This is a genomic window from Tateyamaria sp. (assembly GCF_039940735.1).
Lineage (GTDB): Bacteria > Pseudomonadota > Alphaproteobacteria > Rhodobacterales > Rhodobacteraceae > Tateyamaria.
The window spans coordinates 97,086-120,352 of sequence record NZ_JBDVGB010000036.1 but is presented as its reverse complement, the minus strand read 5'-3'; the positions used below and the strand labels follow the sequence as shown (position 1 = coordinate 120,352).

Sequence of the window (23,267 nt, the reverse complement as noted above, 5' to 3'; positions counted from 1 at the left end):
CTCAATCGACTTTGCCTTTCGCTTGAGTGTGGACATTTGTAAGGTCGCGCAAAAGCATGCCTTTGAGGGGCCAATTATGTCCACCACGCCGATGATGGCCCAATATCTTGAAATTAAAGCAGCACACGCCGATGCACTGCTGTTCTATCGGATGGGCGACTTTTACGAAATGTTTTTCGATGATGCCGTGGGCGCATCCGCAGCCTTGGACATCGCATTAACCAAACGCGGCAAACATGATGGCGAAGACATTCCAATGTGTGGTGTTCCAGTCCATGCGGCAGAAGGATATTTACTAACGCTCATCCGTAAAGGGTTTCGCGTTGCTGTCTGTGAACAAATGGAAAGTCCAGCAGAGGCGAAAAAGCGTGGATCAAAATCAGTCGTCAAGCGCGACGTTGTACGTTTGGTTACTCCGGGCACGCTGATCGAAGAGTCCTTGCTTGAGGCCCGCCGTCACAATTTTCTTGCTGCATTCGCAGACGTTCGCGGATCTTGTGCATTATCATGGGTCGATATTTCGACCGGTGCATTTCATGTCATGGCAGTCGAAATGTCCTTATTAGGGCCTGAGTTGGCGCGCCTTGCCCCATCTGAACTTGTAATCGTTGATGGTAAACAAGACAGTTTAGGTTCGATTTGCGAAGACTTTGGTATCCCCATAACGACACTAAGCGCCGGCGCTTTTGACAGCGCCGCTGGCTTAAATCGCGTAACGAGCATCTTCAAGGTTGCAACTCTGGATGCTTATGGATCGTTCAACCGCGCCGAAATTGGCGCGATGGGTGCTTTGGTCGAATATCTGGAAATCACTCAGAAGGGCAACTTACCGTTGCTGCGCCCTCCTCAACAAGAAGCGCAATCTAAAACGGTTCAAATCGACGCCGCAACTCGGCGGAATCTTGAACTGACTTCAAGTCTTTCTGGTGGCCGAGCGGGTTCACTTTTGGACGCGATTGATCAGACGGTTACCTCTGCTGGCGCGCGCTTGTTAGAACGGCGCATTTCGTCTCCTTCGCGTGTGCTAGATACAGTTTCAAATCGCCTTGATGCGGTTTCCTACTGCGTGAACGATCAAGCGTTTGCACAAAACCTTCGAACAAAGCTACGCAGCGTGCCAGACATGGACCGCGCTTTATCACGCCTGTCGCTGGATCGCGGTGGCCCTCGCGATTTAACCGCGCTCCGTTCCGGGTTAACGCAAGCGTTTGAGATGTCGGAGCTTATGCCAAACGCGCTTCCTGATGTTTTGACGCAAGCATTTGCCGATTTATCCGGGCATAACGCCCTAATTGATAAACTCGACAGCGACCTCGTTGCTGAACCTCCACTCATGGTTCGCGATGGAGGCTTTATCGCGACGGGCTGCGACCCTGATTTGGATGAAGCGCGAAAATTACGTGACGAAGGGCGTTCCGTCATCGCTCAGATGCAACAAGAATATGCAGCCCTTTGCGAAATCCAGACCCTCAAAATCAAACATAACAATGTGCTTGGTTACTTCATCGAAGTCACCGCAACACATGCAGAAAAAATGATGTCGGCGCCACTAAGCGAAACCTTCATCCATCGTCAAACAACTGCCAATCAAGTACGCTTTACCACGGTCGATCTGTCCAGCCTCGAAACACGTATTCTGAATGCCGGGGCGCAAGCGCTAGATATTGAAAAGCGTCACTACGAAGAACTAAAACGTCTTGTTCTGGATCAAGCCCCAATCATCAGTCAGACCGCCAGATCATTAGCTGAGATTGATCTAGCCGCTGCGCTTGCGCAATTGGCCGTCACTGAAAACTGGTGCAAACCAACCTTGGATTCGTCCAAAGCATTCGACATCACAGGCGGGCGCCACCCTGTCGTAGAACAAGCCCTGCGCAAACAAAACGGCGATGCCTTTATCGCGAATGATTGTGTGCTTAACGCTGACGATCATGCAGCAATTTGTTTACTAACCGGGCCGAACATGGCCGGTAAATCAACCTTCTTACGTCAGAATGCGTTGATCACAATTCTGGCACAAACCGGCAGTTTTGTGCCCGCATCAACGGCGCATATCGGGTTGGTTAGTCAAATTTTCAGCCGCGTTGGTGCGTCTGACGATTTGGCCCGTGGACGGTCCACATTTATGGTGGAAATGGTCGAAACCGCAGCGATCCTAAACCAAGCTGATGATCGTGCGTTGGTCATTCTGGATGAAATCGGGCGCGGCACTGCGACATATGACGGGCTGTCCATCGCTTGGGCGACACTCGAACATCTACATGACGTCAACAAATCCCGCGCGTTGTTTGCAACCCACTATCATGAAATGACCGCTTTAGCGGCTAAACTTGAAGGTGTGGAAAACGCGACCGTTACGGTGAAGGAATGGGAAGGCGAAATCATATTCCTGCATGAAGTAAAGCGCGGTGCGGCTGATCGATCGTACGGTGTTCAGGTTGCCCAACTCGCGGGTTTGCCAAATGCAGTAATATCCCGCGCCCGTGTCGTTTTGGATGCTTTAGAAAGCGGAGAACGAGAAGGTGGTGGAACCAAAAACACTCTTATTGATGATTTACCACTGTTCGCAGCGACACCTGCACCGACACCTGCGAAATCAGCGCCTTCGCCAGCTCTTGCGTTGTTAGACACTATTCATCCGGACGATCTGACGCCTCGCGATGCGCTCGATTTTGTCTATCAGCTCAAAAAAGCAAACCAAGAAGGTTGAAGACGAAAAAGGCACAGATGAGTGAAACATCTATGCCTTCATTGTTCTTCAAATACTCAAAACCCTAACTAGCGAGCATTGACGACACACCAACTTGTGCAGGACGCAGCAAGCGATCATGCAACATAAAGCCTTCAGCAGCGACCTGAATAATTTCGCCAGCTTTTGTGCCAGGAACTGGAGCTTCGAACATCGCTTGATGCTGTTGAGGGTCAAAGACGTCGCCCACTTCAGGCGCAATCACTTCGATCCCGTGTTTTTTGAAAACGTTCAACAGCTCGCGCATCGTTAGTTCGACGCCTTCCAAAACCGCGCCTGACACCGCGCGTTGTTCTTCCGTCACGGATTCTAATGCGCGCTTCATATTGTCATAAACAGGCAACATATCTCGCGCCAGCTTCGATCCACCGTAGTTTTCGGCTTCACGCCGATCTTTCTCTGATCGTTTGCGCGAGTTTTCGGCATCCGCAAGTGCGCGCATAAAGCGATCTTTCAGTTGATCCCTTTCGGCACGCAATTGATCAAGCTCCAGCGCTTCATCATCTATTTCCATCATGTCATCAGCGTAAGCTTCGTCTTCTGCTGCATCGATGTCGTCTAGAAAATCTTCGTTCTTTGGCTCAGCCATTTGTCACCTTTCACTACGGTCCGAGAGCATACGCCCGACCAGCTGGGCTGTGTAATCAACAATCGGAACGATACGGCCATAGTTTAACCGCGTGGGCCCGATGACCCCTACCGCTCCGATAATCTTTCGATCCGCGTTCATATATGGGGAAACCACCAAAGAGGAACCCGAAAGTGAGAAAAGTTTGTTCTCGGAACCGATAAAAATGCGCACACCGTCGCCATCTTGGGCCAAATGCAAAAACTCAGCGATATCACGTTTGCGTTCCAAGTCATCAAACAGGGTGCGAATGCGGTCCAGATCGTCTGCCTCGGCGGTTTCATCCAAAAGATTCGATCGGCCACGTACAATCAAACGATCCGGCGAATCCCCTTGTTCGCTGCCTTCCCATGACGCCATACCGCTTTCGACCAATGCGCGCGACAGCGTGTCAATTTCCTGCCGCCGGCTTTCCATCTCACGCTGAACAATTGATTTCACCTCGCTCAGAGTGTGGCCTTCTATCATCGCATTCAGGAAATTCGCCGCCTCACGCATGGAGGATTGCGTTAATCCGGGTGGCGGCTGAAACAGTCTATTTTCGACATGGCCGTCAGCAAACACAATCACGACCAAGGCTTGGTCAGGACCTAGCGGCACAAAATCTAGGTGCTTAATTGGCGCTTCGCGTTTGGGCGTTAAAACCAATGAAGCGCCGTGCGTTACACCGGACAAAGCAGACCCTACACGGTCTAATAGACCCGAAACATCACGTTCGTTCGACCCAAGCGTCGCATCAATCTTTTCGCGATCTGACTCGTCTGGAATTCCGATTTCCATCAAACCATCGACAAACATCCGAAGTCCCATTTGCGTCGGAACACGACCGGCACTGATGTGGGGGCTGCCCAATAAACCCATGAATTCGAGATCTTGCATAACGTTTCGAATTGTGGCCGCACTCACTTTTTCGCTGAAGTCCCGTGTCAGCGTCCGTGAACCTACTGGATCACCAGAATCCAGATAGCCTTCGACCACACGGCGAAAAACCTCTCGCGATCGATCGTTCATATCATCAAGGAGTTTGCGCGTATCCGTCATGGCATGCTTTTAAGATGCTAGAAAAACAAAGGTCAATCGGGGTTGCTACTACACCGAGCCTAGCGCTATCCCGACAAGAGCAACGAAAGGACACCTCATGCGACCCTCCGGAAGACAGTTAAGTGAAATGCGCTCAGTTTCAATCGAAACCGGCTTCACCAAGCACGCCGAAGGGTCGGCGTTGATTAAAATGGGCGACACTCATGTTTTGTGCACAGCGACAATCGAAGCGCGCGTGCCGCCTTTTATCAAGGGTTCCGGATTGGGATGGGTGACTGCTGAATATGGCATGCTGCCGCGCGCAACGAACACACGCATGCGTCGCGAGGCCACTTCCGGCAAACAAGGTGGTCGCACAGTCGAAATCCAACGCCTTATCGGGCGGGCTTTGCGTGCTGGTGTCGACCGCGTCGCTTTGGGTGAACGTCAAATTACGATTGACTGCGATGTTTTACAGGCTGACGGCGGTACGCGTTGTGCCTCGATCACTGGCGGTTGGGTCGCGCTGCGTTTGGCCGTCGATAAGTTGATCAAGGCGGGTGATATTGCGAGCAATCCGTTGATCTCTCCCGTTTCTGCAGTCAGTTGCGGTATTTATGCGGGTCAGCCTGTTCTTGATCTCGATTACCCCGAAGACAGCGAAGCAGGCGTCGATGGCAATTTTATCATGATGGGCGATGGTCAGCTGATTGAAATTCAAATGAGCGCGGAAGGCTCTACCTTCTCCCGTGAGCAAATGAACAACCTGATGGACTTGGCCGAAAAAGGCGTTGGCGAACTTGCTGCCGCACAGTTGGCGGCCTGCGCATGACGCGGCGCTTTGACGGTAAGCGCATTTTGATCGCAACGCACAACGCCGGAAAGCTGGAAGAAATGGAGCAACTGTTCGCCCCTTTTGGTGTAGAGGTTGTTGGCGCCGCATCGCTGAACCTTCCGGAACCGGACGAAACTGAAACCACTTTTGTTGGCAATGCACGCATCAAGGCCCACGCTGCCGTGAAAGCCACCGGGCTGCCGGCATTGGCAGATGATTCAGGCGTCCAGGTTGATGGGCTTGATGGCGATCCCGGTGTCTACACCGCTGATTGGGCCGAAACACCCAATGGGCGCGATTTCATGATGGCGATGACGCGAACCCATTCGGAATTAATTAGCCGTAATGCCAACAAGCCTTGGACTGCTAGGTTTTGCTCAACCCTCGTGCTGGCTTGGCCCGATGGACATGACGAAGTGTTCGCAGGAACTGCGGAAGGCAGACTGGTCTGGCCAGTTCGCGGTGCGCTGGGGCACGGGTATGATCCAATGTTTCAACCCGACGGTCACAACCGTACGTTTGCCGAAATGTCGGCCGACGAAAAAAACGCGATTAGCCATCGTGCGGACAGCTTTGCTAAATTGATCGCAGGCTGTTTTGGCTGAGGATTGGGAAGCCGGCGGTTTTGGTCTGTATCTGCACTGGCCGTTCTGTGCTGCAAAGTGCCCCTATTGCGACTTTAACAGTCACGTCCCCAATTCCGTTGATCATGATGCTTGGCGCCATGCGTTTGTGTCCGAAATCGAACGCACCGGCCGGAATACGGAGGGGCGTGTCTTACATTCTGTTTTCTTTGGTGGCGGTACTCCTAGCTTGATGAAACCCTCAACCGTCGAGGCGATCATGGATGCGGTGCATCGCACTTGGCCAATCGCCAATGATCTGGAGGTCACATTAGAAGCAAACCCAACGTCAGTTGAGGCACAGAAATTCACTGATTTCCGTTCTGCTGGCATCAATCGCGTATCGATGGGCATTCAGGCTCTGAACGATCCAGACCTCGCCCGCCTTGGGCGGATGCATACGGCAGCCGAAGGTCTGTCTGCCTTTGAAACCGCGCGCAATACCTTTGAACGCGTAAGTTTCGACCTTATGTACGGACGACAGAACCAGTCTCTAACCGATTGGGAAAACGAGTTATCGCGTGCACTGGCGTTGGGGTTAGATCATGTTTCCCTGTACCAGCTAACGATCGAAGCTGGGACCGCTTTTGGTGATCGGTACAAGCGTGGAAAACTGGCAGGTCTGCCCAATGATGACTTGTCTGCAGACATGTATGCGTTGACGCAAGACATTTGCACAGATCACAATATGCCGCGGTATGAGGTCTCTAACCATGCAAAGGATGGCGCGCAATCGAGGCACAACCTAATTTACTGGCGATACGGCGATTACATCGGCATTGGCCCCGGAGCACATGGACGTGTCACAACAGGCGGCATACGCATGGCCACAGAGCAGTCGAAAATGCCAACAGCTTGGTTAGATGGCACAAACCGGGAAAAACAAGAAGCGCTGTCAGGTAAGGATCAAGCGGTTGAATTTCTGATGATGGGTCTTCGCGTCGCACAGGGTATCGATTTGCAACGTTTTGAAACCTTAGCAGGATATGCAATCCCACAATCACGCATTGTGGAACTGGTTGATATGGGTTTATTGCATGCCACTGAAAGCAATATTCGCGTTAGTAATCAGGGGTTTACCCTGTTAAACGGAGTGTTACGAACACTATTGTCCGACTAGTGTCCGCTAAGCTTCCGACAAAGATCGTCTAGCTGCTCCAGAGTTTTGTAATTCAGCATCAATTGACCAGATTCGCCGTCCGGTTTGTGATTTAATGATACTTTTACACCAGTTGCGGCAGATAAGTCCGCTTCAAGGGCACGTGTATCTGCGTCTTTCTCTGCCAGTTTCGAGGTTGGTTTCCGGTAAGAACCTTCATCGGATCCACTCGACGCCGCTTTCTTTGCCAACGCTTCCGTTGCACGCACAGACAATCCCCCAGAGATCACCTTTCTGGCTAACTCTTCTGGATTGTCCGCTGTAATCAAAGCACGGGCGTGACCAGCACTTAACGTTCCATCATTTACGTAGCTTTGTACTGAATCCGGCAACTGCAAAAGTCGTAACAAATTGGCAATATGGCTCCGACTTTTGCCAAGCGCTTCGGCCATCTTTTCTTGAGTATGCCCAAACCGGTCCATAAGCTGTTTATATCCGGCTGCTTCCTCAATCGGATTTAGGTCAGCGCGCTGAATATTTTCAATAATCGCAACTTCAAGAACCTCAGTATCAGTGAAGTCCCTAACGATAACTGGCAGCGAATGAAGCTGAGCTTGTTGGGCCGCGCGCCAACGACGTTCGCCAGCTACGATTTCAAACTCGTCACCGACAGGCCGTACGATCAACGGCTGCAAGACACCCTTTTCCTTGATGGACGCAACAAGGTCATCCAAAGGCGCGGATTCAAACCTTTTGCGAGGTTGGTCTGGGTTCGGCCGTATACGTTCAATCGGTATCTGTTGATCTGAAAGTCGATCAGTTGTGGTATCTGCATTGGTTTCCACTACATCTGCCATCAATGCGGACAACCCACGCCCCAATCCACGCTTTTTATCGCCTGCCATAACTTAGCCTCCCGCCTTATTGTTGTTACCCACCAGTTCCTTGGCCAGATCACGATAGGCCGCAGCGCCCTTTGATGCACTATCATAGGACAGCACAGGCATTGAAAATGACGGAGCCTCACTGACGCGAACATTGCGAGGAATGCGTGTTTTAAACACCAGATCCCCTAGATTATCACGTGCATCATTCTCGACTTGTTGTGACAGATTATTACGCGTGTCATGCATTGTTAGCACAACCCCCTCAATTCTAAGATCTTTGTTGCCTGTCAGGCGAACTTCGCGGATTGTAAGCATTAATTGCGAAAGCCCCTCTAGGGCGAAGAATTCGCTTTGAAGTGGTACCAGTACTGAGTGCGAGGCGATCATCGCGTTCACAGTCAAAAGGTTCAGCGATGGTGGACAATCAATGAGGATATAATCCAGTTCGTACTCATCCATCTGTGGCTGTCTCAACGCGTCGTGCAAGAGAAAGCTTCGTTTTTCGTTTGAAATAAGTTCAATATCCGCAGAGCTAAGGTCAACCGTCGCAGGAATCACCAATAGATCATCAATGTCAGAGGCAAGAATAACCTCTCTCAAGTTAACGTCTTCTAAGAGTAGCTCGTAGGTTGTGAATTCACGGTCTTCCATTTCGATACCCAAGCCAGTCGACGCATTCCCTTGCGGGTCTAAATCAACCACCAAAACTCTGTAGCCCAACTCAACCAAAGCAGCAGCCATGTTAATAGTGGTCGTTGTTTTACCAACTCCACCTTTTTGGTTTGCAACTGAAATAATCTTTGGGCCCTTGGGCCGACTGGGATCAGACACGCTCGATTTCCTTAATTTCCAAGATCACCGCTTCTGGGTGGGTTTTACTTGGCAAGGCATCATAGGAAAAGCGCCAGTTCCTTTGGGCCGCCAAAACTTCGTCGCGCCAGCGAGCGCCCTTCATGAATATACACGTTCCACCGGCACCAAGGTGTAATTCAGCCATTGCAAGCAATCCATCCAAATCAGCCAACGCCCTTGCAGATAAAACGTTAGCTTGAACGGGTCCAATATCTTCTATTCTGCTTGAATGCACGCGACAGGGAACATCTAATTCTCGCGCGCAAGTTCTTAGGAAAACTGCTTTTCTCTGATCACTCTCAACAAGAGATACGTTTAATTTCGCACCCTCTCCCTGAGCTAAAATCGCTACGACAATTCCCGGTAACCCACCACCACTGCCTAGGTCCAACCAGATACCTTCGGCCCACCGGTAGGTCTGCGCAGAATCCCATATATGACGGATTTCAAGGTCCTGTTCTGTGGATTTGGAAATTAAGTTAATTTTGACCGTCCACTTTCTGATCAATGCAGCGTACGCCCTTAGCTTATCGATTGTTTCACGTGAAACATCGCCTTCGTACCAAGCCGGAACTTTCATTAAGCGGACTTCTTTTCAAGATAACGGATTCGGCCCAAGACAAGCGCCAACGCCGCCGGAGTCATCCCATCGATCCGAGCAGCCTGAGAGAGATCTGCCGGGCATACTCTGTATAGTTTGGATTTTAATTCGTTTGAAAGTCCCGTAATGTCTTCGTAAACAAAGTCCTTAGGAATAGCATGGGCTTCATCTTTACGGAGCTTTTCAACATCTTGCTTTTGGCGCTGAATGTAATTTGCGTACAGAGCATCCCTTGATATCTGTTCTTGTATCTCCGGCTCAAAATCCTTCAAAACCGGCGCAAGCTTTACCACATCTGAAAAGGCAACATCAGGAAAAGACAAAAGTTGAAACGGCGTTCTTTTCGTTCCATCTTGACCGATTTTTATACCTACCGCTGCGATTTGTTTCGGCGTAAAAGTAGCGCCCTCCATCAATTCTCGACCGGATTCCAGTTTTTCGCGTTTGTCTGAAAAAATCTTTTGACGATCGCGACCTACGCAACCCAATTCGATGCCCCACCCCGTCAATCGCTGATCAGCATTGTCAGCACGCAATGAGAGACGAAACTCTGCACGGGAAGTGAACATTCGATACGGCTCGATTACACCGCGGGTTGTAAGGTCATCAATCATAACCCCGATGTAGCTTTCATCCCGTCTAAAATACACAGGTTCCTGACTCTGCGCCGCACGACCAGCATTAAGGCCTGCAACTAAACCCTGAGCAGCGGCCTCCTCATAACCGGTTGTGCCATTGATCTGTCCCGCAAGGTACAGCCCAACGACAGAACGAAGAGATAAGTCGTTGTCCAATGCGCGCGGATCAATATAGTCATACTCGATCGCGTAGCCCGGTTGGACGATTTTAGCCTCTTCCAGGCCAAAGATCGACCGGACATAGTTAACCTGAACGTCCTCCGGCAAAGACGTTGAAATACCGTTTGGATACACTGTGTTGTCGTGGAGCCCTTCTGGTTCCAAGAATATCTGATGGGAATCTTTGTCAGAAAATCTGACGATCTTATCCTCAATGGACGGACAATACCTCGGCCCAACCCCTTCGATATGACCGCCATACATCGCTGATCGATCTAGGTTCTTTCGAATAATATCATGTGTTTGAGAATTTGTATGTGTAATTCCGCAGGCCATTTGGCGTAAGGGCGGTCGTTTAGACATAAACGAGAACAGCGACGGATCACTGTCGCCGTTTTGTTGTTCTAGCTTGCTCCAAGCAATGCTATTGCTGTCAAGCCGGGGAGGCGTCCCAGTTTTTAGGCGACCCAGTGGAACGTCAAAACTATCAATTCGCTCCGCAAGCTTAGACGACGCTTTGTCACCCATACGCCCTCCAGAATAGGAGGAGTCACCGATGTGGATCATTCCGCGCAGGAATGTTCCTGTTGTTAGAATTACGGTTTTAGCCCCGATTTCTGACCCATCCGATAGCTGGACGCCACACACCACATTTTTCTTTAAAATAAAGTCCGTAACTTCGCCTTCAACGATGGATAGGTTTTCAACCTTCTGCATCTCGCTTAGCATCACATGACGGTACATTTGGCGATCTGACTGTGCTCTGGGTCCTTGAACTGCAGGCCCCTTACGCCGGTTCAAAAGTCGAAACTGGATCCCCGATGCGTCAGCGACCCGACCCATAACGCCATCCAGAGCATCGATTTCGCGAACTAGATGGCCTTTACCCAATCCTCCGATAGCTGGGTTACATGACATGACGCCTATACCGGACAATTTCATTGTCACCAGCGCAGTATTAGCACCGACCCGAGTCGCAGCATGAGCCGCTTCACAACCGGCGTGACCGCCGCCTATGACAACAACATCGAATTGTTTCACGTGAAACACTCCATCACTTACCTAAACAGAAACTCGCAAAAATCTCATCGAGCAGGTTTTCAACACCGACACGACCGACCAATACTTCAAGAGAGCGAATCGCAACACGAATTTCTTCCGCAGCGATATCATAGTGATCACTTCCAGCGTTAACGAAACCTATAGCGTCTTCTAACTTCGCCAAAGAGTTTTGCATCGCATCACGATGGCGCGCGTGTGACGCAAGGCCAGCACCTTGCGTCTTAATCTTCAATACCTCAGAAATTTCAGCGATTAGTTCGGGTACACCTTGTCCCGTCAAGCCTGATACGGCACGCACACCATCTGTCCGAGTATCTGCTTTCGGAGCAATAGCCACATCGTCCTTACATGGTAAAATCGACAAGACATCAGTGGGTTCGACCAAGAAGATGCGTAAGTCAGCCGATTTACCCCGAGCAATAGCCCGCGCGACACCTTCTGTTTCGATATCATCCGTGCTGTCACGCAAACCAGCCGTATCCAACAATGTCACTGGTAAGCCGTTCAAATCCATACGAACTTCGATAACATCCCGCGTCGTTCCAGCGCGCTCCGAAGTGATTGCTGCCTCTCTTTTTGCCAAAGCATTCAAAAGAGTAGATTTCCCAGCATTCGGAGGACCGATAATTGCGACCTCAAACCCAGTTCGAATGCGTTCGGCAGCTATAAATCCTACCAGTTCATCCGATACATCTGTCTTGATGGAGTCCAAAAGCGATAAAACTTCGGGCGTGACATCAACAGGAACGTCTTCGTCGGCGAAATCGATCGTAACTTCGATAAGCGCGGCCGCTCTAATCAATTTCGAGCGCCATACTTCAATTTTCTGACCAAATGCGCCTTGAACCATACGCAAGGCTTGTTGGCGTTGAGCCTCGGTTTCAGCTTCGATAAGATCTCCTAAGCCTTCGACTTGAGACAAATCCATACGATCATTTTCCAAGGCACGGCGTGTAAATTCACCTGGTTCCGCAACACGTCCGACACCTTGACCCAAGACACGCAGAACAGCCGAAACCACTGCGACGCTACCGTGCAGATGCAATTCAACTACATCTTCGCCTGTAAAACTATTTGGCCCGTCAAATGACAAAACCAGCGCTTGATCTAAAACACTACCGTCCAGATCGACAAGATTACGCAGCGCAAACTGCCGGTTTGGTGGCAAAGACGAACAAAGCGCAGCACCGCATGCGTGCGCTTGCGGCCCAGAAATCCGAATAACGGCAACACCAGCGCGTCCTTGCGCCGTAGCAAGGGCAAAAATCGTATCCATCCGAGGCCCTCCGCGACAGCGTTAGGTATTCATGGAATCAAAGAACTCTTCGTTGGTCTTGGTCTGTTTCAGCTTTGAAATCAGGAACTCAATAGCATCCGTTGTACCCATAGGATTGAGAATTCGACGCAAAACAAAGGTTTTTGCCAAGTCTACCTTATCAACCAGCAACTCTTCTTTTCTGGTCCCAGATTTAAGGATATCCATTGCTGGGAACACGCGTTTGTCCGCAATCTTGCGATCCAGCACAATTTCAGAGTTACCTGTGCCTTTGAATTCTTCGAAAATCACTTCGTCCATGCGGCTACCTGTGTCGATCAAAGCCGTCGCAATGATAGTCAACGAACCACCTTCTTCGATGTTACGCGCAGCGCCAAAGAAGCGTTTAGGTCGTTGTAGGGCATTTGCATCAACACCACCTGTCAGAACCTTACCTGACGAAGGCACAACAGTGTTAAACGCTCTACCAAGTCTTGTGATTGAATCCAAAAGAATAACAACATCTCGTTTATGTTCGACAAGACGTTTGGCTTTTTCGATAACCATTTCGGAAACTGCCACGTGACGCGTGGCAGGTTCATCAAAGGTCGAACTTACAACCTCACCCTTAACCGAGCGCTGCATATCAGTAACTTCTTCAGGGCGTTCGTCGATCAACAATACGATCAAATAGCACTCAGGGTGGTTCTTTTCGATGCTCGACGCGATGTTTTGCAACAGTACTGTTTTACCCGTACGCGGCGGCGCAACAATCAGGCTTCGCTGTCCCTTACCCACAGGTGACACCAAATCGATGATCCGCGCCGAACGATCCTTGGTCGCGGGATCACTAGTTTCCATCTTCAACCGCTCATCTGGGTACAAAGGAGTCAGGTTATCAAAAGCGATCTTGTGGCGTGCTTTTTCTGGCTCTTCAAAGTTAATCCGTGTGGCGCTGGTCAAAGCAAAGTAGCGTTCAGTATCATCAGGTGCTTTCATCAATCCGTCGATCGTATCACCGGTACGCAGTGAATATTTGCGGATCATGTCTGGTGACACATAAATATCGTCTGGCCCCGGCAAATAGTTTGCCTCTGGTGAACGCAAGAAACCAAAACCGTCTTGCAAAACTTCTAGAACACCATCGCCATAGATTTCCCATCCTTCATCTGCACGCTCGCGCAGAATCTGGAACATCATTTCGCCTTTACGCATCGTAGACGCGTTTTCAATCTCTAGCTCTTCCGCCATCGACAAAAGATCTTTGGGACTTTTTGCCTTAAGATCAGCAAGGGCAAGAACTTCGGTTGTTCCTTCAGAAACTTGAACAGGAAGTTCGGTGGTAACGTCAGATGTCATGGCAAAATACTCTTGGCTCGCTTGAAACAAAGCGATGCGCGTCCAGTCAGATTTAAAAGCTGTGTGCGGTCCCCGGATGGGGTGCGTTTTAGCTGATAAGCGCGACAGCCCTGCGAGTCAACGTTTTCAGAACTTCACCACAACTGACAACACGATAAGAACCATTAACAACGTAGGTACTTCGTTCATCAATCGATAATGCCGACCCGTTTTGACCGGACCTCCAGCTTCAAAAGCTTTGCGCTGACCGCCCAACCAACCGTGAAATCCAGTCATGGCTAAAATACCTAATAGTTTTGTCCAAGGCCACACAGCACTCCAGTCAACGACGCCTGGGATTAAGGCAAGGGATAGGCCAAAGATCCATGTGGCTATCATTGCAGGGGTCATGATAACCTTGAGCAACTTGTATTCCATGGTTGTGAACAAGGTATGAGTGTCGCCCGACAGTCCAACTTGTTCAGAGTGATACACATACAGCCTTGGCAGATAGAACAACGCTGCCATCCATGAGATCACTGACATGATGTGGAACGCTTTGATCCAAGGGTAAAATCCTGCGAATAAATCTGTCATTCATAGTCCCCTTTGTACCGGCCCTATCTAATAATAAATATAATATTAAGAAAAGGATGATGATGCAGTAGGGACGCTAATTTCTGTGGATTAACGAGTTGTGTTGAGGGTTATTCATGTTGTTGAGGTTTTATCATGGTCACGGTTTAATCTGACTGAAAACCATATTTTCTCTTTTAAAAACAAATAATTACCAAAAATTTCAAAAATATAAAGCTGTGGATAAATATGTATGATTTACCTTACCCACATGCCATTACTTATCCTTACCCCGTGAGTATGAAATGTCAGCAACACGGGTGAAACTGGCTTACTTGTTCACTTGTGCTGGGTCTGGATCATATGCACACAGTTCATCCAGTATGTTCAGGCCCTTTCGCTCACAAGGTTATACACATGACGATCCCGCTAATCTTGGCTTCAGGCTCTCAGATACGTGCGCAACTGCTACGCAATGCAGGCGTTGCCTTTGATGCTCAGATAGCGCGCGTTGATGAAGAATCGATTAAAGAGTCGATGATTGCAGAGGCAGCTTTGCCACGCGATATCGCAGACGCTTTGGCTGAAATGAAAGCACGCAAGGTTGCTGACAAGCATCCCGAAGCAATGGTCATTGGCTGCGATCAAGTGCTTGCCTTTGACAAGTCTATCTTGTCCAAGCCAAACAGCCTTGAAGAAGCCGCCGAACAGCTACGAATGATGCGGGGCCAACGTCATATGCTGTTGTCCGCCGCAGTGATCTATCACGAAGGTAAACCAATTTGGCGCCATATTGGTCAAGTGCGACTGCGTATGCGGGATGTGTCTGATGCGTATCTTGACGGTTATATTTCAAGAAATTGGGATGACATCCGCCACTCGGTTGGCGCATATCAGTTAGAGAACGAAGGCGTTCGCCTGTTTCGTAGTATTGAAGGCGACTACTTTCATGTTCTGGGGATGCCGCTTTTGGAACTTTTGGCGTTTTTGACGCTGCGCGGTGTGATCGAAGGGTAACCAACGGAAAGACCATGACAGGCAAAATACCACTAGCCGGAGTGATCGGCTCTCCTATCTCGCATTCGAAGTCGCCGCAGATTCATCAGCATTGGCTGAAGACCTATGGATTGCCGGGGCATTACATCCCAATGGATGTTGCTCCGCAAAACTTGAAAGCGGTGCTTAAAACATTGCCACAGGCAGGATTTGTCGGCGCGAACATCACCCTTCCGCACAAAGAGGCGGTTTTAGAGTTAGCAGACCTCGTTACTGACCGTGCCACCTTGATCGGAGCTGCAAATACGTTGATTTTTCGCAAAGACGGTAAAATCCATGCGGACAACACAGATGGCTACGGGTTTCTTGAAAATTTAAAAGCAGGCGCTCCGAATTGGCGGCCTGAGGCAGGGCCTGCAACTGTATTGGGCGCAGGGGGTTCTGCACGCGCTGTCATTACATCGCTTTTAGATGCAGGCGTGCCAGAAATTCTATTGAGCAACCGTACTCGCGTACGTGCGGAAAAATTAGCGGATGATTTTGGTCAACGTATCACCGTCATCGATTGGGTACAGGCTGGCAATATTCTCGAGGAATCTGCCTTGGTCGTGAACACAACCTCTTTGGGCATGATCGGCAAATCTGCAATGCGTATCCCGTTGGATGGTCTTAGGGCTGGTACGGTTGTGACAGATTTGGTCTATGCCCCTTTGAAAACTGATCTATTGGCCGCAGCGGATGCAGCTGGTTGCCTGACAGTCGATGGGTTGGGTATGTTATTGCACCAGGCCGTTCCTGGATTTGAGCGTTGGTTTGGTAAACGCCCCACTGTGGACAGCGCCACGCGGACAGCAGCCTTAAGATGACGTTCAAATTAGGCCTGACCGGATCAATTGGGATGGGCAAGTCGACGACCGGGCAAATGTTTGTTGATGCCGGCTGCGCCCTTTGGGACGCAGATGCAGCTGTGCACCGCCTCTATGATGCGGGTGGCGCAGCGGTTGAGCCGATGCGGACAGCCTTTCCCGATGCTATTCAGAACGATGCAGTGTCTCGGGACATTTTGCGTGCGAAAATTTCATCGCAACCAACCGCATTAAGCCTTATTGAACAAATCGTGCATCCGCTGGTCGCACAAGACCGCGCCCGGTTTGTCGTGCAGACAACGGCAGACATTGCGGTCTTCGACATCCCGCTTCTTTTCGAAACGGGGGGCGACGTGGCGATGGATGCAATCGCAGTCGTGCACGCGCCAGATGACATCCAACAAGCCCGCGTCATGGCGCGCGGCACTATGGATTTGGCCCAGTTTCTGGCGATTAAGGCAAAGCAAATACCAAATGCTGAAAAATGCGACCGTGCGGATTTCGTCATCTTAACGGACACGCTTGAACACGCTCGTGCGCAGGTCCATCATGTGATTGATCAGATCAGAAAGCGGACCAAAGATGCGTGAAATCGTTCTTGATACAGAAACCACAGGTTTCGATGCATATAACGGAGATCGCATCGTCGAAATCGGTGCGATTGAACTGATCGGACACATGCCCACGACCAATGTGTTTCACGAATACATTGATCCCGAACGTTCTATGCCGGATGAAGCGTTCCAAGTGCACGGTCTTGGCGATGATTTTCTGCGAGGCAAGCCAAAGTTCGCTGAAATCGGCCAGAAGTTCCTAGATTTTGTTGGGGATGCGAAACTTGTGATTCACAACGCGGCTTTCGACATGAAGTTCCTGAATGCTGAACTAAAGCGGATGAATCTGCGCGAACTTCCCTTTTCGCAGGCGCTTGATACGTTGGACATTGCACGGCGCAAATTCCCGGGTTCCCCTGCTTCCTTGGATGCGCTGTGCCGTCGCTTCGGTATCGACAATTCATCAAGAACGTTGCACGGCGCGTTGCTTGATAGTGAGATTTTGGCCGAAGTGTATCTGGAGCTGATTGGCGGCCGTCAGCCTGATTTTGCGCTATCAAGCACGACTGCGCAAAATACTAAATCGGGCGATACAAGCGCTTGGACTCCATCGTCGCGACCCAACGCATTGCCCAGCCGTTTGTCCGACACCGAAAAACAGGCACACGATAGTTTTGTTGCTGGTTTGGGCGAAAAAACACTGTGGTCAAACTAAAATACCCGGCGCGATCTGCACCGGGCACTTTCAAAATTTCATAGATCTTAAGCGTCAGCAGGTGCTGCTTGATTTTGGCGACGCACGATTTCATTCCGATAAAGGGAAATGAAGTCGATGTTTTCCAAATTCAGCGGCGGGAAGCCACCGTCGCGCGTGATGTCGCTTACGACACGGCGCAGGAATGGGAAAACCATCCGCGGGCATTCGATCAAAAGGAACGGATGCATCTGGTCTTCGGGTACGTTTTCGATATGGAAAATGCCGACATAGTCGATTTCCAAAACGAACAGGACGGTATCGCCCTCTTTTGCCTTCGACGTGATTTTCAGCTTGATGGCGGACTCGTACTGATTGTCACCACCGCGCTTTTTCGCATCAAGATTTACTTGAACTTGAACATCGGGCTGGATGTCAGGTGATGCACCTTTTTGAGCGACAATGTTCTCAAACGACATATCACGGATAAACTGGCCCAAAACTTTCATTTGGGGCTGTACCGGTGTCGGCGCTGGTGCTTTTTCTTCTTCGTCGGCCATCAAAATTCTCCCGAGTTCAATTGGATTTCGCATCTGGTATCAGGTTGCTGCCGTGGCCTCAATCCTTGGTCCACCCAGATGGTTTACCTTTGTCATTTGGGTTGATCTCCACCTCGGTAAAATCGCCATCAATGATGTCGGATTGGCCGTGATGTTGGGGGTGTGAAGAAAAAGTTGCGACGTTCACTTTCGACCGGGCCCATCTAAAAACAGCCAACCGAATGCCGGGCACAAGCAATGCAAATCCAACTGCGTCAGTGAAAAACCCAGGTGTTAGCAGTAAAGCACCAGAAAACAGGATCATTGCGCCATTGGCTAACGCTTCGCTTGGATCTTTCAGCTCGTTGAAAGAGGATTTGACCTGTCCAAGGGCATGCATGCCTTGTGCGCGCACAAGATGTGTCCCGATAATGGCTGTCACAACGACAATAAGCAATGTCATCCATAGCCCAAGAAGCCCGCCAATTTGGATAAACAAAGCGATTTCAATCAAGGGAACCATCACAAACGCTAAAAACAGCCACATATGCGACATCCTTTCCCAAAGCCGTGCGTGTCATGCAGTGGACTTGCCACCAATGACAACCTACATAGTGATCAGACGTGGCACTTGCCACCTGATCCGATGAACGAGGTATGAATGAACTCTCCGTTGATCCAGTTGCTTGTTTTGGCAGGCATCGCAATTTTTTTGATTTTGCGGTTGAAGAATGTTTTGGGAACTCGTGACGGTTTCGAAGAACCGCCAACGCCTAGACCAATGGCTGATCGTCCTGATCGCGCCCAGTTCGAAGTCATCGAGGGCGGACCCGACCTTGATATCACCGATCATGTCGAAGAAGACAGTGACGCTGCCAAAGCGCTTGCCAAAATGAAGCGGATTGAGCCGTCGTTTAACGTCGCTGATTTTCTTCAGGGTGCCCGCGGCGCTTACGAGATGATCGTGATGGGGTATGAAAACGGTGATTTGGCCGACATCCAGCCTTTCCTGTCCGAAGAAATCTACGACACCTTTGTAGACGGCGTCGCTGCCCGCGAAGATCAAGGGCTGACCATTGAATCCGAATTTATCGGCGTGCGCGAATTGAAGTTGGTTAACGCCACCTTCGATGATGACACCAAAGAGGCTGAGTTGAACATTCGCTTTGTCGCAGAACTGACATCAGCGGTGCGCGATCAAGGCGGTGATATCGTTGAGGGCAGCTTGAGCGAAGTGAAACGGCAAAAAGACTCTTGGTCTTTTGCCAGAACCATGGGGGCTGACGACCCGAATTGGCTTTTGGTTTCTACAGACGGTTAATTCGGCATGTCGCCGGAGCACTTTGCGTGGTTGCCTTCTCGATGAGTGGGGCAGCCGCCGATGTGCAATACAAAGTCTTGAACTACAGCGACCTTGATGGCTGGGCCAATGATGACCACGCTGCGGCTTTGGACGTCTTTCGCAGCACGTGCCAAGATATCAAAGCATCGGACTGGCAGTCTTTATGTGCGGTGGCCGGGCAAATCCCTGATGCCAAGGCGTTTTTTGAACTATTCTTTCGCCCGGTTTTGATCGACGATGGTCAGCCCGCCTTGTTTACCGGTTACTTTGAACCCGAACTTGATGGGTCAACACGTCGTACTTCGCGGTATCGCTATCCGGTTTACGCCATGCCACCCGAAGCCCGCGTTTCGCGCCCTTGGCACACTCGCCGCGAGATTCTGCAAGGTGGGGTGATGAATGACCGGGGTTTGGAAATCGCTTGGGTCGATGACCCGGTCGAACTATTTTTCCTTCAGATTCAGGGGTCGGGGCGGATCAATTTGTCGAACGGTGGCACCATCCGCGTGGGGTATTCTGGATCAAACGGGCACAACTATCGGTCTGTCGGGGCCGAACTGGTGCGACGCGGAACATATTTAGCGCATCAAGTCAGCGCGGATGTCATCAAAAACTGGGTGAGGCGAAACCCGCTTGATGGTCAGGAATTGCTTTATCACAACCCGTCTTATGTGTTCTTTCGTGAAGTCAGCGAAGTACCCGCAGATCGTGGCCCTTTGGGCGCGATGAACAGATCCATCACAACAATGCGTACTGTCGCTGTTGATCCGTCATTTGTGACGTTGGGTGCGCCTGTCTGGATTGAGAAAGACGGCAAGGAACCATTACGTCGTTTAATGGTGGCGCAAGACACGGGGTCGGCCATCAAAGGCGCGCAACGGGCGGATGTTTTTTTTGGAACAGGCGATCGCGCTGGGCGGGAAGCCGGGCGTTTGCGTGATCCGGGCCGCTTGATGGTGTTGATGCCAATCCAGCGCGCATATGCCTTATTGCCGGAAAGCGCGATATGAAACGCCGCAAGTTACGTCCGGATGAAGAAGAATTGTGGCGCAAAGTCGTATCAGGTGCAGATCGATTGCACCCGGAAAAGCCACTAGATCCGCAGGACTTGGTGGCGACGTCGCCATCACTGCAAGCCCCTCGTAAAAAGGCGACGTTTCATACGTTGCCCAAATCTGTATCTCAGCCCGCGTCCCGTCCTTCGTCGACAGCTGACATGTTGCCAGCCATCGCGGATCAAATACGTGGGCAAGCTCTTAAAATGGACAGCAAAGCCTTTGGTCAAATGACACGTGGCAAACTGCGTCCAGAAGGTAAAATCGATTTACATGGAATGACGTTGGATCGCGCCCACCCGGCCCTGACGCGCTTTGTTCTTGGCGCACAAGCGCAAGGCAAGCGCCTTATTCTTGTGGTTACTGGAAAAGGCAAACAACGCGATGATGGGGGGCCAATTCCGGTCCGTTTTGGTGTGTTGCGCCATCAGGTGCCACAGTGGCTGTCGCTGCCACCGCTATCCTCTGCTGTCTTGCAGGTCACACAAGCCCATTTGCGCCATGGCGGCGGGGGCGCGTATTATGTCTATCTACGTCGAACGCGGTAAAGCATTACGATACCGATGGATGCCGACCCAAGTACAAAGGCATGCCAGCAGGAAGTAGACGGAAACGCCGATGTATTGCGTGTTCAAATCAACACCAGTGTCAATCAAAACCCCCGTAATCCCCGGACCGATTGCAGAACCCAAAACCATGACAGCCGTGGCCATCGCCTTGATCGATCCGATATGTCGCGTGCCATAGAATTCGGCCCAAAACGCATTGGGTAGCGTTGAATTTGCCCCCGTCGTCATCGCCAGAAATACAAAACCGAAAGCGGCCTGCACAAGCGATCCTGAAAGGGCAAAAATGGTAAACGCAATCACCATCGGCAATTGATAAATAGGGATCATACGGGCCGTGCCAAATCGGTCTAGCGCAATCCCTGAGGCAACCATCGCAGCGATCGCCATCAAGGTGTACAGCGGGAACAACGTCACAAGGGAAAGGTGGCTCCACCCTTTGATGTCAGCGAAATAGACCTGATTGAAAAAGAAGGCGGTGTTAAAGGCGGAAGGTCCCAAAAGCGCCGGGATCATAAACCAGAAAAGCGGGTGCCGCAGCGCCTTTTTGCGTGTCCAGTGTTCGCCCTGCATCCCCACACTTTGGTTTTCATCAGCCATGGATTGTGGTGCGCGTTCGGTTTTCAACAGCGTTAGCAATAGTGGAATGCCCGCCAACGCGACGATGGCTGCAACCACCCAAAGCGAACGCCAATGGAACAGGCCAAGGAGGGCAACAAACACGATCGGCAACAGCGCCTCTCCCATGGCAAAGCCAAGGGATGCCATCGAAAGTGCGCGACCCCGTGTCGCCACAAACCAGCGCGCCATCGACACGACCGCAATATGGCTGCACATGCCCTGCCCCGTCAGTCGCAATGCGAAGATCACGATTGGCAAAAGTGAAAGATAGGGATTCACAGCCATGGCAAGGCAAGAGGCCGCCAACATGCCGAAAATCAGAACCCCTAAGGTGCGTGCACGAAAGATATCCGTCAGGCTGCCTGCCCAAACCATGGTGGCCGCAGATGCCATTGTTCCAAGGGCATAGATGCTGCCCCAGCCTCCGTGGCTTAGGCCGAAGTCAGCCTGAATTTCTGCCGCAAAGATTGAGATGAAAAAGGTCTGTCCGAATGACGACAGCAACGACAACAACGCCCCAGCTGTCAGCCAATTTCTGTTTTGTTTCAGAAAGGAAAATAGGTCTGCGCGTATCGAGAGTGAGATCACTATCGATCGCCTCCGGACACAACCACTGATGTGTCGCCATTGGTTTGTGTGACGATGCGCCTTTGCCAAGGCAGCAAGACAACAGACCCATTTCGCCCACGCAAAAATTCTCGATCAAGTTCGGATGACCGGCGCAGCAATTGGATCAATGCAGGTGATCCCGCAGCGACAAAATGGTTGCCAGATCTTAGGTCAGAAAATTCGCTGACATCTAAAATCGTGATCGGCAGATCCGCCACGTCTTCCGCATTTGAGATATTTCCAAGCTGCGTCTTTTGTCCCCGCAAGCGTGACGAAACGCGCAACACAGCATCTTTGCGCGACACGACAACGACAAACGGATCGGGGACGTTTTTTATGCGGCTGAACTGGTTGCGAAACACGTCGATATTGATGTCAGGCGACATAAGGATGACACCACGCACATTTTCCCCAACCCAACCGGGCTGCGCAATTTCGAGCTGGCGAAATGTCTCCATGACAAGTGCGCTGCCCATGGAATGCGCAACAACAATTAAATTGGGTCGCCCAGCTGACCGGACAGATTCCAACAATTCGGCCAGACCATCACGGGCAAACAAAGCACTGTCGCGATCGTATTCGTAACCCAAAGGATTGCCACGACTGGGCCACGCATAACTGACGTGCGCGCCAGGTAGTTCCAGGTCATGGGCCAGTTGCGCCATACGAAAGGCAGAGTCAGCAAAACTGTTGTTAAAACCATGAACAAAAACCGTCACCTCCCGGTTATTCACGGCACGATTGTCAATTTCAGATCGCAAACTGTTGGCAAAAGCGTTGGTGGTTTCAAACTGCGTCAGTTCAGCGATGGCAAAGTCACGCTTGGGGTTTGGGCTGTCGAAACCATCGGACACGCTGCCCAAATCGCGGTTCGGAGGGATCGACACAGTGGCTTGCAACAGATGCAAGTGGGTAGATCTTTCAATCCCAAATTCGCCAGCCTCATTGCGGTCGCGCGTTGTCCCAATAAAGACGGTTTTGTTTAGTCCGAAATTCAACGCGTCAGGCACAATGGGCGCCGCTGTGCGATCGCTGCATCCGGCGGCGGCCAGTACCAAAATGAACGCAAACCACCGCATGATGAAACCCCAGCTTTTGTTGCG

General features: G+C 50.7%; 24 protein-coding genes. 11 read left to right on the top strand and 13 right to left on the bottom strand.

The features are described from left to right. Positions 1 to 76 precede the first annotated feature (76 nt). On the top strand, positions 77 to 2,710 hold the full coding sequence (gene mutS / locus ABJF76_RS07030) for a DNA mismatch repair protein MutS (protein ID WP_413818957.1): 2,634 nt from the start codon (positions 77 to 79) through the stop codon (positions 2,708 to 2,710). A 64-nt stretch (positions 2,711 to 2,774) separates the two neighbouring features. Here the strand turns inward: mutS and ABJF76_RS07025 are convergent, their stop codons facing one another. Both ABJF76_RS07025 and hrcA read right to left on the bottom strand, forming a co-directional pair. Continuing rightward, entirely contained in the window at positions 2,775 to 3,338 is a 564-nt protein-coding gene (locus tag ABJF76_RS07025) for a nucleotide exchange factor GrpE (RefSeq protein ID WP_413818958.1), read from the bottom strand. Positions 3,339 to 3,341: 3 nt separating this feature from the next. Then, entirely contained in the window at positions 3,342 to 4,418 is a 1,077-nt protein-coding gene (hrcA, locus tag ABJF76_RS07020) for a heat-inducible transcriptional repressor HrcA (protein ID WP_413818959.1), read from the bottom strand. A gap of 97 nt (positions 4,419 to 4,515) precedes the next feature. Between hrcA and rph the strand changes: the two genes are divergently transcribed. From rph to hemW, 3 genes are read left to right on the top strand one after another with little or no spacing between them, the layout of a single operon-like run. After that, positions 4,516 to 5,229: a ribonuclease PH gene (gene rph / locus ABJF76_RS07015; RefSeq protein ID WP_413818960.1), complete on the top strand. Its 714-nt coding sequence runs from the start codon at positions 4,516 to 4,518 to the stop codon at positions 5,227 to 5,229. After that, a complete protein-coding gene (rdgB, locus tag ABJF76_RS07010; RefSeq protein ID WP_413818961.1) occupies positions 5,226 to 5,837 on the top strand; it encodes an RdgB/HAM1 family non-canonical purine NTP pyrophosphatase in 612 nt (203 codons plus the stop codon). Before rph ends, rdgB begins: the two co-directional genes overlap by 4 nt. After that, on the top strand, positions 5,830 to 6,975 hold the full coding sequence (gene hemW / locus ABJF76_RS07005) for a radical SAM family heme chaperone HemW (RefSeq protein ID WP_413818962.1): 1,146 nt from the start codon (positions 5,830 to 5,832) through the stop codon (positions 6,973 to 6,975). The genes rdgB and hemW overlap by 8 nt, the downstream gene beginning before the upstream one ends. Here the strand turns inward: hemW and ABJF76_RS07000 are convergent. From ABJF76_RS07000 to ABJF76_RS06970, 7 genes are all read right to left on the bottom strand, one after another. Continuing rightward, positions 6,972 to 7,859: a ParB/RepB/Spo0J family partition protein gene (locus ABJF76_RS07000; RefSeq protein WP_413818963.1), complete on the bottom strand. Its 888-nt coding sequence runs from the start codon at positions 7,857 to 7,859 to the stop codon at positions 6,972 to 6,974. The two genes, hemW and ABJF76_RS07000, sit on opposite strands and share 4 nt — an antisense overlap. Before the next feature lie 3 nt (positions 7,860 to 7,862). Beyond that, complete coding sequence (locus ABJF76_RS06995) at positions 7,863 to 8,672, bottom strand: ParA family protein (RefSeq protein WP_413818964.1); 810 nt, start codon at positions 8,670 to 8,672, stop codon at positions 7,863 to 7,865. Further along, the gene (gene rsmG, locus ABJF76_RS06990) at positions 8,665 to 9,273 is read right to left on the bottom strand and encodes a 16S rRNA (guanine(527)-N(7))-methyltransferase RsmG (protein ID WP_413818965.1); all 609 of its coding nucleotides are present in this window, start codon (positions 9,271 to 9,273) and stop codon (positions 8,665 to 8,667) included. The genes ABJF76_RS06995 and rsmG overlap by 8 nt, the downstream gene beginning before the upstream one ends. Next, a complete protein-coding gene (gene mnmG, locus ABJF76_RS06985; protein ID WP_413818966.1) occupies positions 9,273 to 11,141 on the bottom strand; it encodes a tRNA uridine-5-carboxymethylaminomethyl(34) synthesis enzyme MnmG in 1,869 nt (622 codons plus the stop codon). Before mnmG ends, rsmG begins: the two co-directional genes overlap by 1 nt. 4 nt (positions 11,142 to 11,145) lie before the next feature. Further along, complete coding sequence (mnmE, locus tag ABJF76_RS06980) at positions 11,146 to 12,429, bottom strand: tRNA uridine-5-carboxymethylaminomethyl(34) synthesis GTPase MnmE (protein WP_413818967.1); 1,284 nt, start codon at positions 12,427 to 12,429, stop codon at positions 11,146 to 11,148. Between the two features lie 21 nt (positions 12,430 to 12,450). Further along, on the bottom strand, positions 12,451 to 13,767 hold the full coding sequence (gene rho, locus ABJF76_RS06975; protein WP_413818968.1) for a transcription termination factor Rho: 1,317 nt from the start codon (positions 13,765 to 13,767) through the stop codon (positions 12,451 to 12,453). A 126-nt stretch (positions 13,768 to 13,893) separates the two neighbouring features. Then, positions 13,894 to 14,343 carry a CopD family protein gene (locus tag ABJF76_RS06970; protein ID WP_413818969.1) on the bottom strand — a complete coding sequence of 150 codons (450 nt, stop codon included), beginning with the start codon at positions 14,341 to 14,343 and terminating at the stop codon, positions 13,894 to 13,896. A 396-nt stretch (positions 14,344 to 14,739) separates the two neighbouring features. Between ABJF76_RS06970 and ABJF76_RS06965 the strand changes: the two genes are divergently transcribed. From ABJF76_RS06965 to dnaQ, 4 genes are read left to right on the top strand one after another with little or no spacing between them, the layout of a single operon-like run. Next, a complete protein-coding gene (locus ABJF76_RS06965; protein ID WP_413818970.1) occupies positions 14,740 to 15,339 on the top strand; it encodes a Maf family protein in 600 nt (199 codons plus the stop codon). 14 nt (positions 15,340 to 15,353) lie between these two features. Beyond that, entirely contained in the window at positions 15,354 to 16,184 is an 831-nt protein-coding gene (locus ABJF76_RS06960) for a shikimate dehydrogenase (protein WP_413818971.1), read from the top strand. Beyond that, the gene (coaE, locus tag ABJF76_RS06955) at positions 16,181 to 16,774 is read left to right on the top strand and encodes a dephospho-CoA kinase (protein ID WP_413818972.1); all 594 of its coding nucleotides are present in this window, start codon (positions 16,181 to 16,183) and stop codon (positions 16,772 to 16,774) included. Before ABJF76_RS06960 ends, coaE begins: the two co-directional genes overlap by 4 nt. Continuing rightward, the gene (gene dnaQ / locus ABJF76_RS06950; protein ID WP_413818973.1) at positions 16,767 to 17,453 is read left to right on the top strand and encodes a DNA polymerase III subunit epsilon; all 687 of its coding nucleotides are present in this window, start codon (positions 16,767 to 16,769) and stop codon (positions 17,451 to 17,453) included. The genes coaE and dnaQ overlap by 8 nt, the downstream gene beginning before the upstream one ends. A gap of 47 nt (positions 17,454 to 17,500) precedes the next feature. Here the strand turns inward: dnaQ and secB are convergent, their stop codons facing one another. Together secB and ABJF76_RS06940 are read right to left on the bottom strand one after the other, a co-directional pair. Continuing rightward, on the bottom strand, positions 17,501 to 17,992 hold the full coding sequence (secB, locus tag ABJF76_RS06945) for a protein-export chaperone SecB (RefSeq protein ID WP_413818974.1): 492 nt from the start codon (positions 17,990 to 17,992) through the stop codon (positions 17,501 to 17,503). 58 nt (positions 17,993 to 18,050) lie between these two features. After that, positions 18,051 to 18,518, bottom strand: coding sequence for an FxsA family protein (locus ABJF76_RS06940; protein WP_413818975.1), 468 nt, complete (start codon positions 18,516 to 18,518; stop codon positions 18,051 to 18,053). Positions 18,519 to 18,632: 114 nt separating this feature from the next. Here ABJF76_RS06940 and ABJF76_RS06935 point away from each other — a divergent pair, with 114 nt between their 5' ends. Genes ABJF76_RS06935 through ABJF76_RS06925 form a run of 3 tightly spaced genes read left to right on the top strand, consistent with a single transcriptional unit; the run spans position 18,633 to position 20,916 of the window. Beyond that, entirely contained in the window at positions 18,633 to 19,292 is a 660-nt protein-coding gene (locus tag ABJF76_RS06935) for a Tim44/TimA family putative adaptor protein (RefSeq protein ID WP_413818976.1), read from the top strand. A 41-nt stretch (positions 19,293 to 19,333) separates the two neighbouring features. Beyond that, positions 19,334 to 20,323, top strand: coding sequence for a murein transglycosylase A (locus ABJF76_RS06930; RefSeq protein ID WP_413818977.1), 990 nt, complete (start codon positions 19,334 to 19,336; stop codon positions 20,321 to 20,323). Further along, positions 20,320 to 20,916 (top strand): Smr/MutS family protein, encoded by a 597-nt coding sequence (locus ABJF76_RS06925; protein ID WP_413818978.1) that lies wholly within the window; start codon positions 20,320 to 20,322, stop codon positions 20,914 to 20,916. Before ABJF76_RS06930 ends, ABJF76_RS06925 begins: the two co-directional genes overlap by 4 nt. Here ABJF76_RS06925 and ABJF76_RS06920 read toward each other — a convergent pair. After that, positions 20,899 to 22,143 (bottom strand): MFS transporter, encoded by a 1,245-nt coding sequence (locus tag ABJF76_RS06920; RefSeq protein ID WP_413818979.1) that lies wholly within the window; start codon positions 22,141 to 22,143, stop codon positions 20,899 to 20,901. The genes ABJF76_RS06925 and ABJF76_RS06920 overlap by 18 nt on opposite strands. Next, positions 22,143 to 23,243 carry an alpha/beta hydrolase gene (locus ABJF76_RS06915; RefSeq protein ID WP_413818980.1) on the bottom strand — a complete coding sequence of 367 codons (1,101 nt, stop codon included), beginning with the start codon at positions 23,241 to 23,243 and terminating at the stop codon, positions 22,143 to 22,145. The genes ABJF76_RS06920 and ABJF76_RS06915 overlap by 1 nt, the downstream gene beginning before the upstream one ends. Positions 23,244 to 23,267 lie beyond the last annotated feature (24 nt).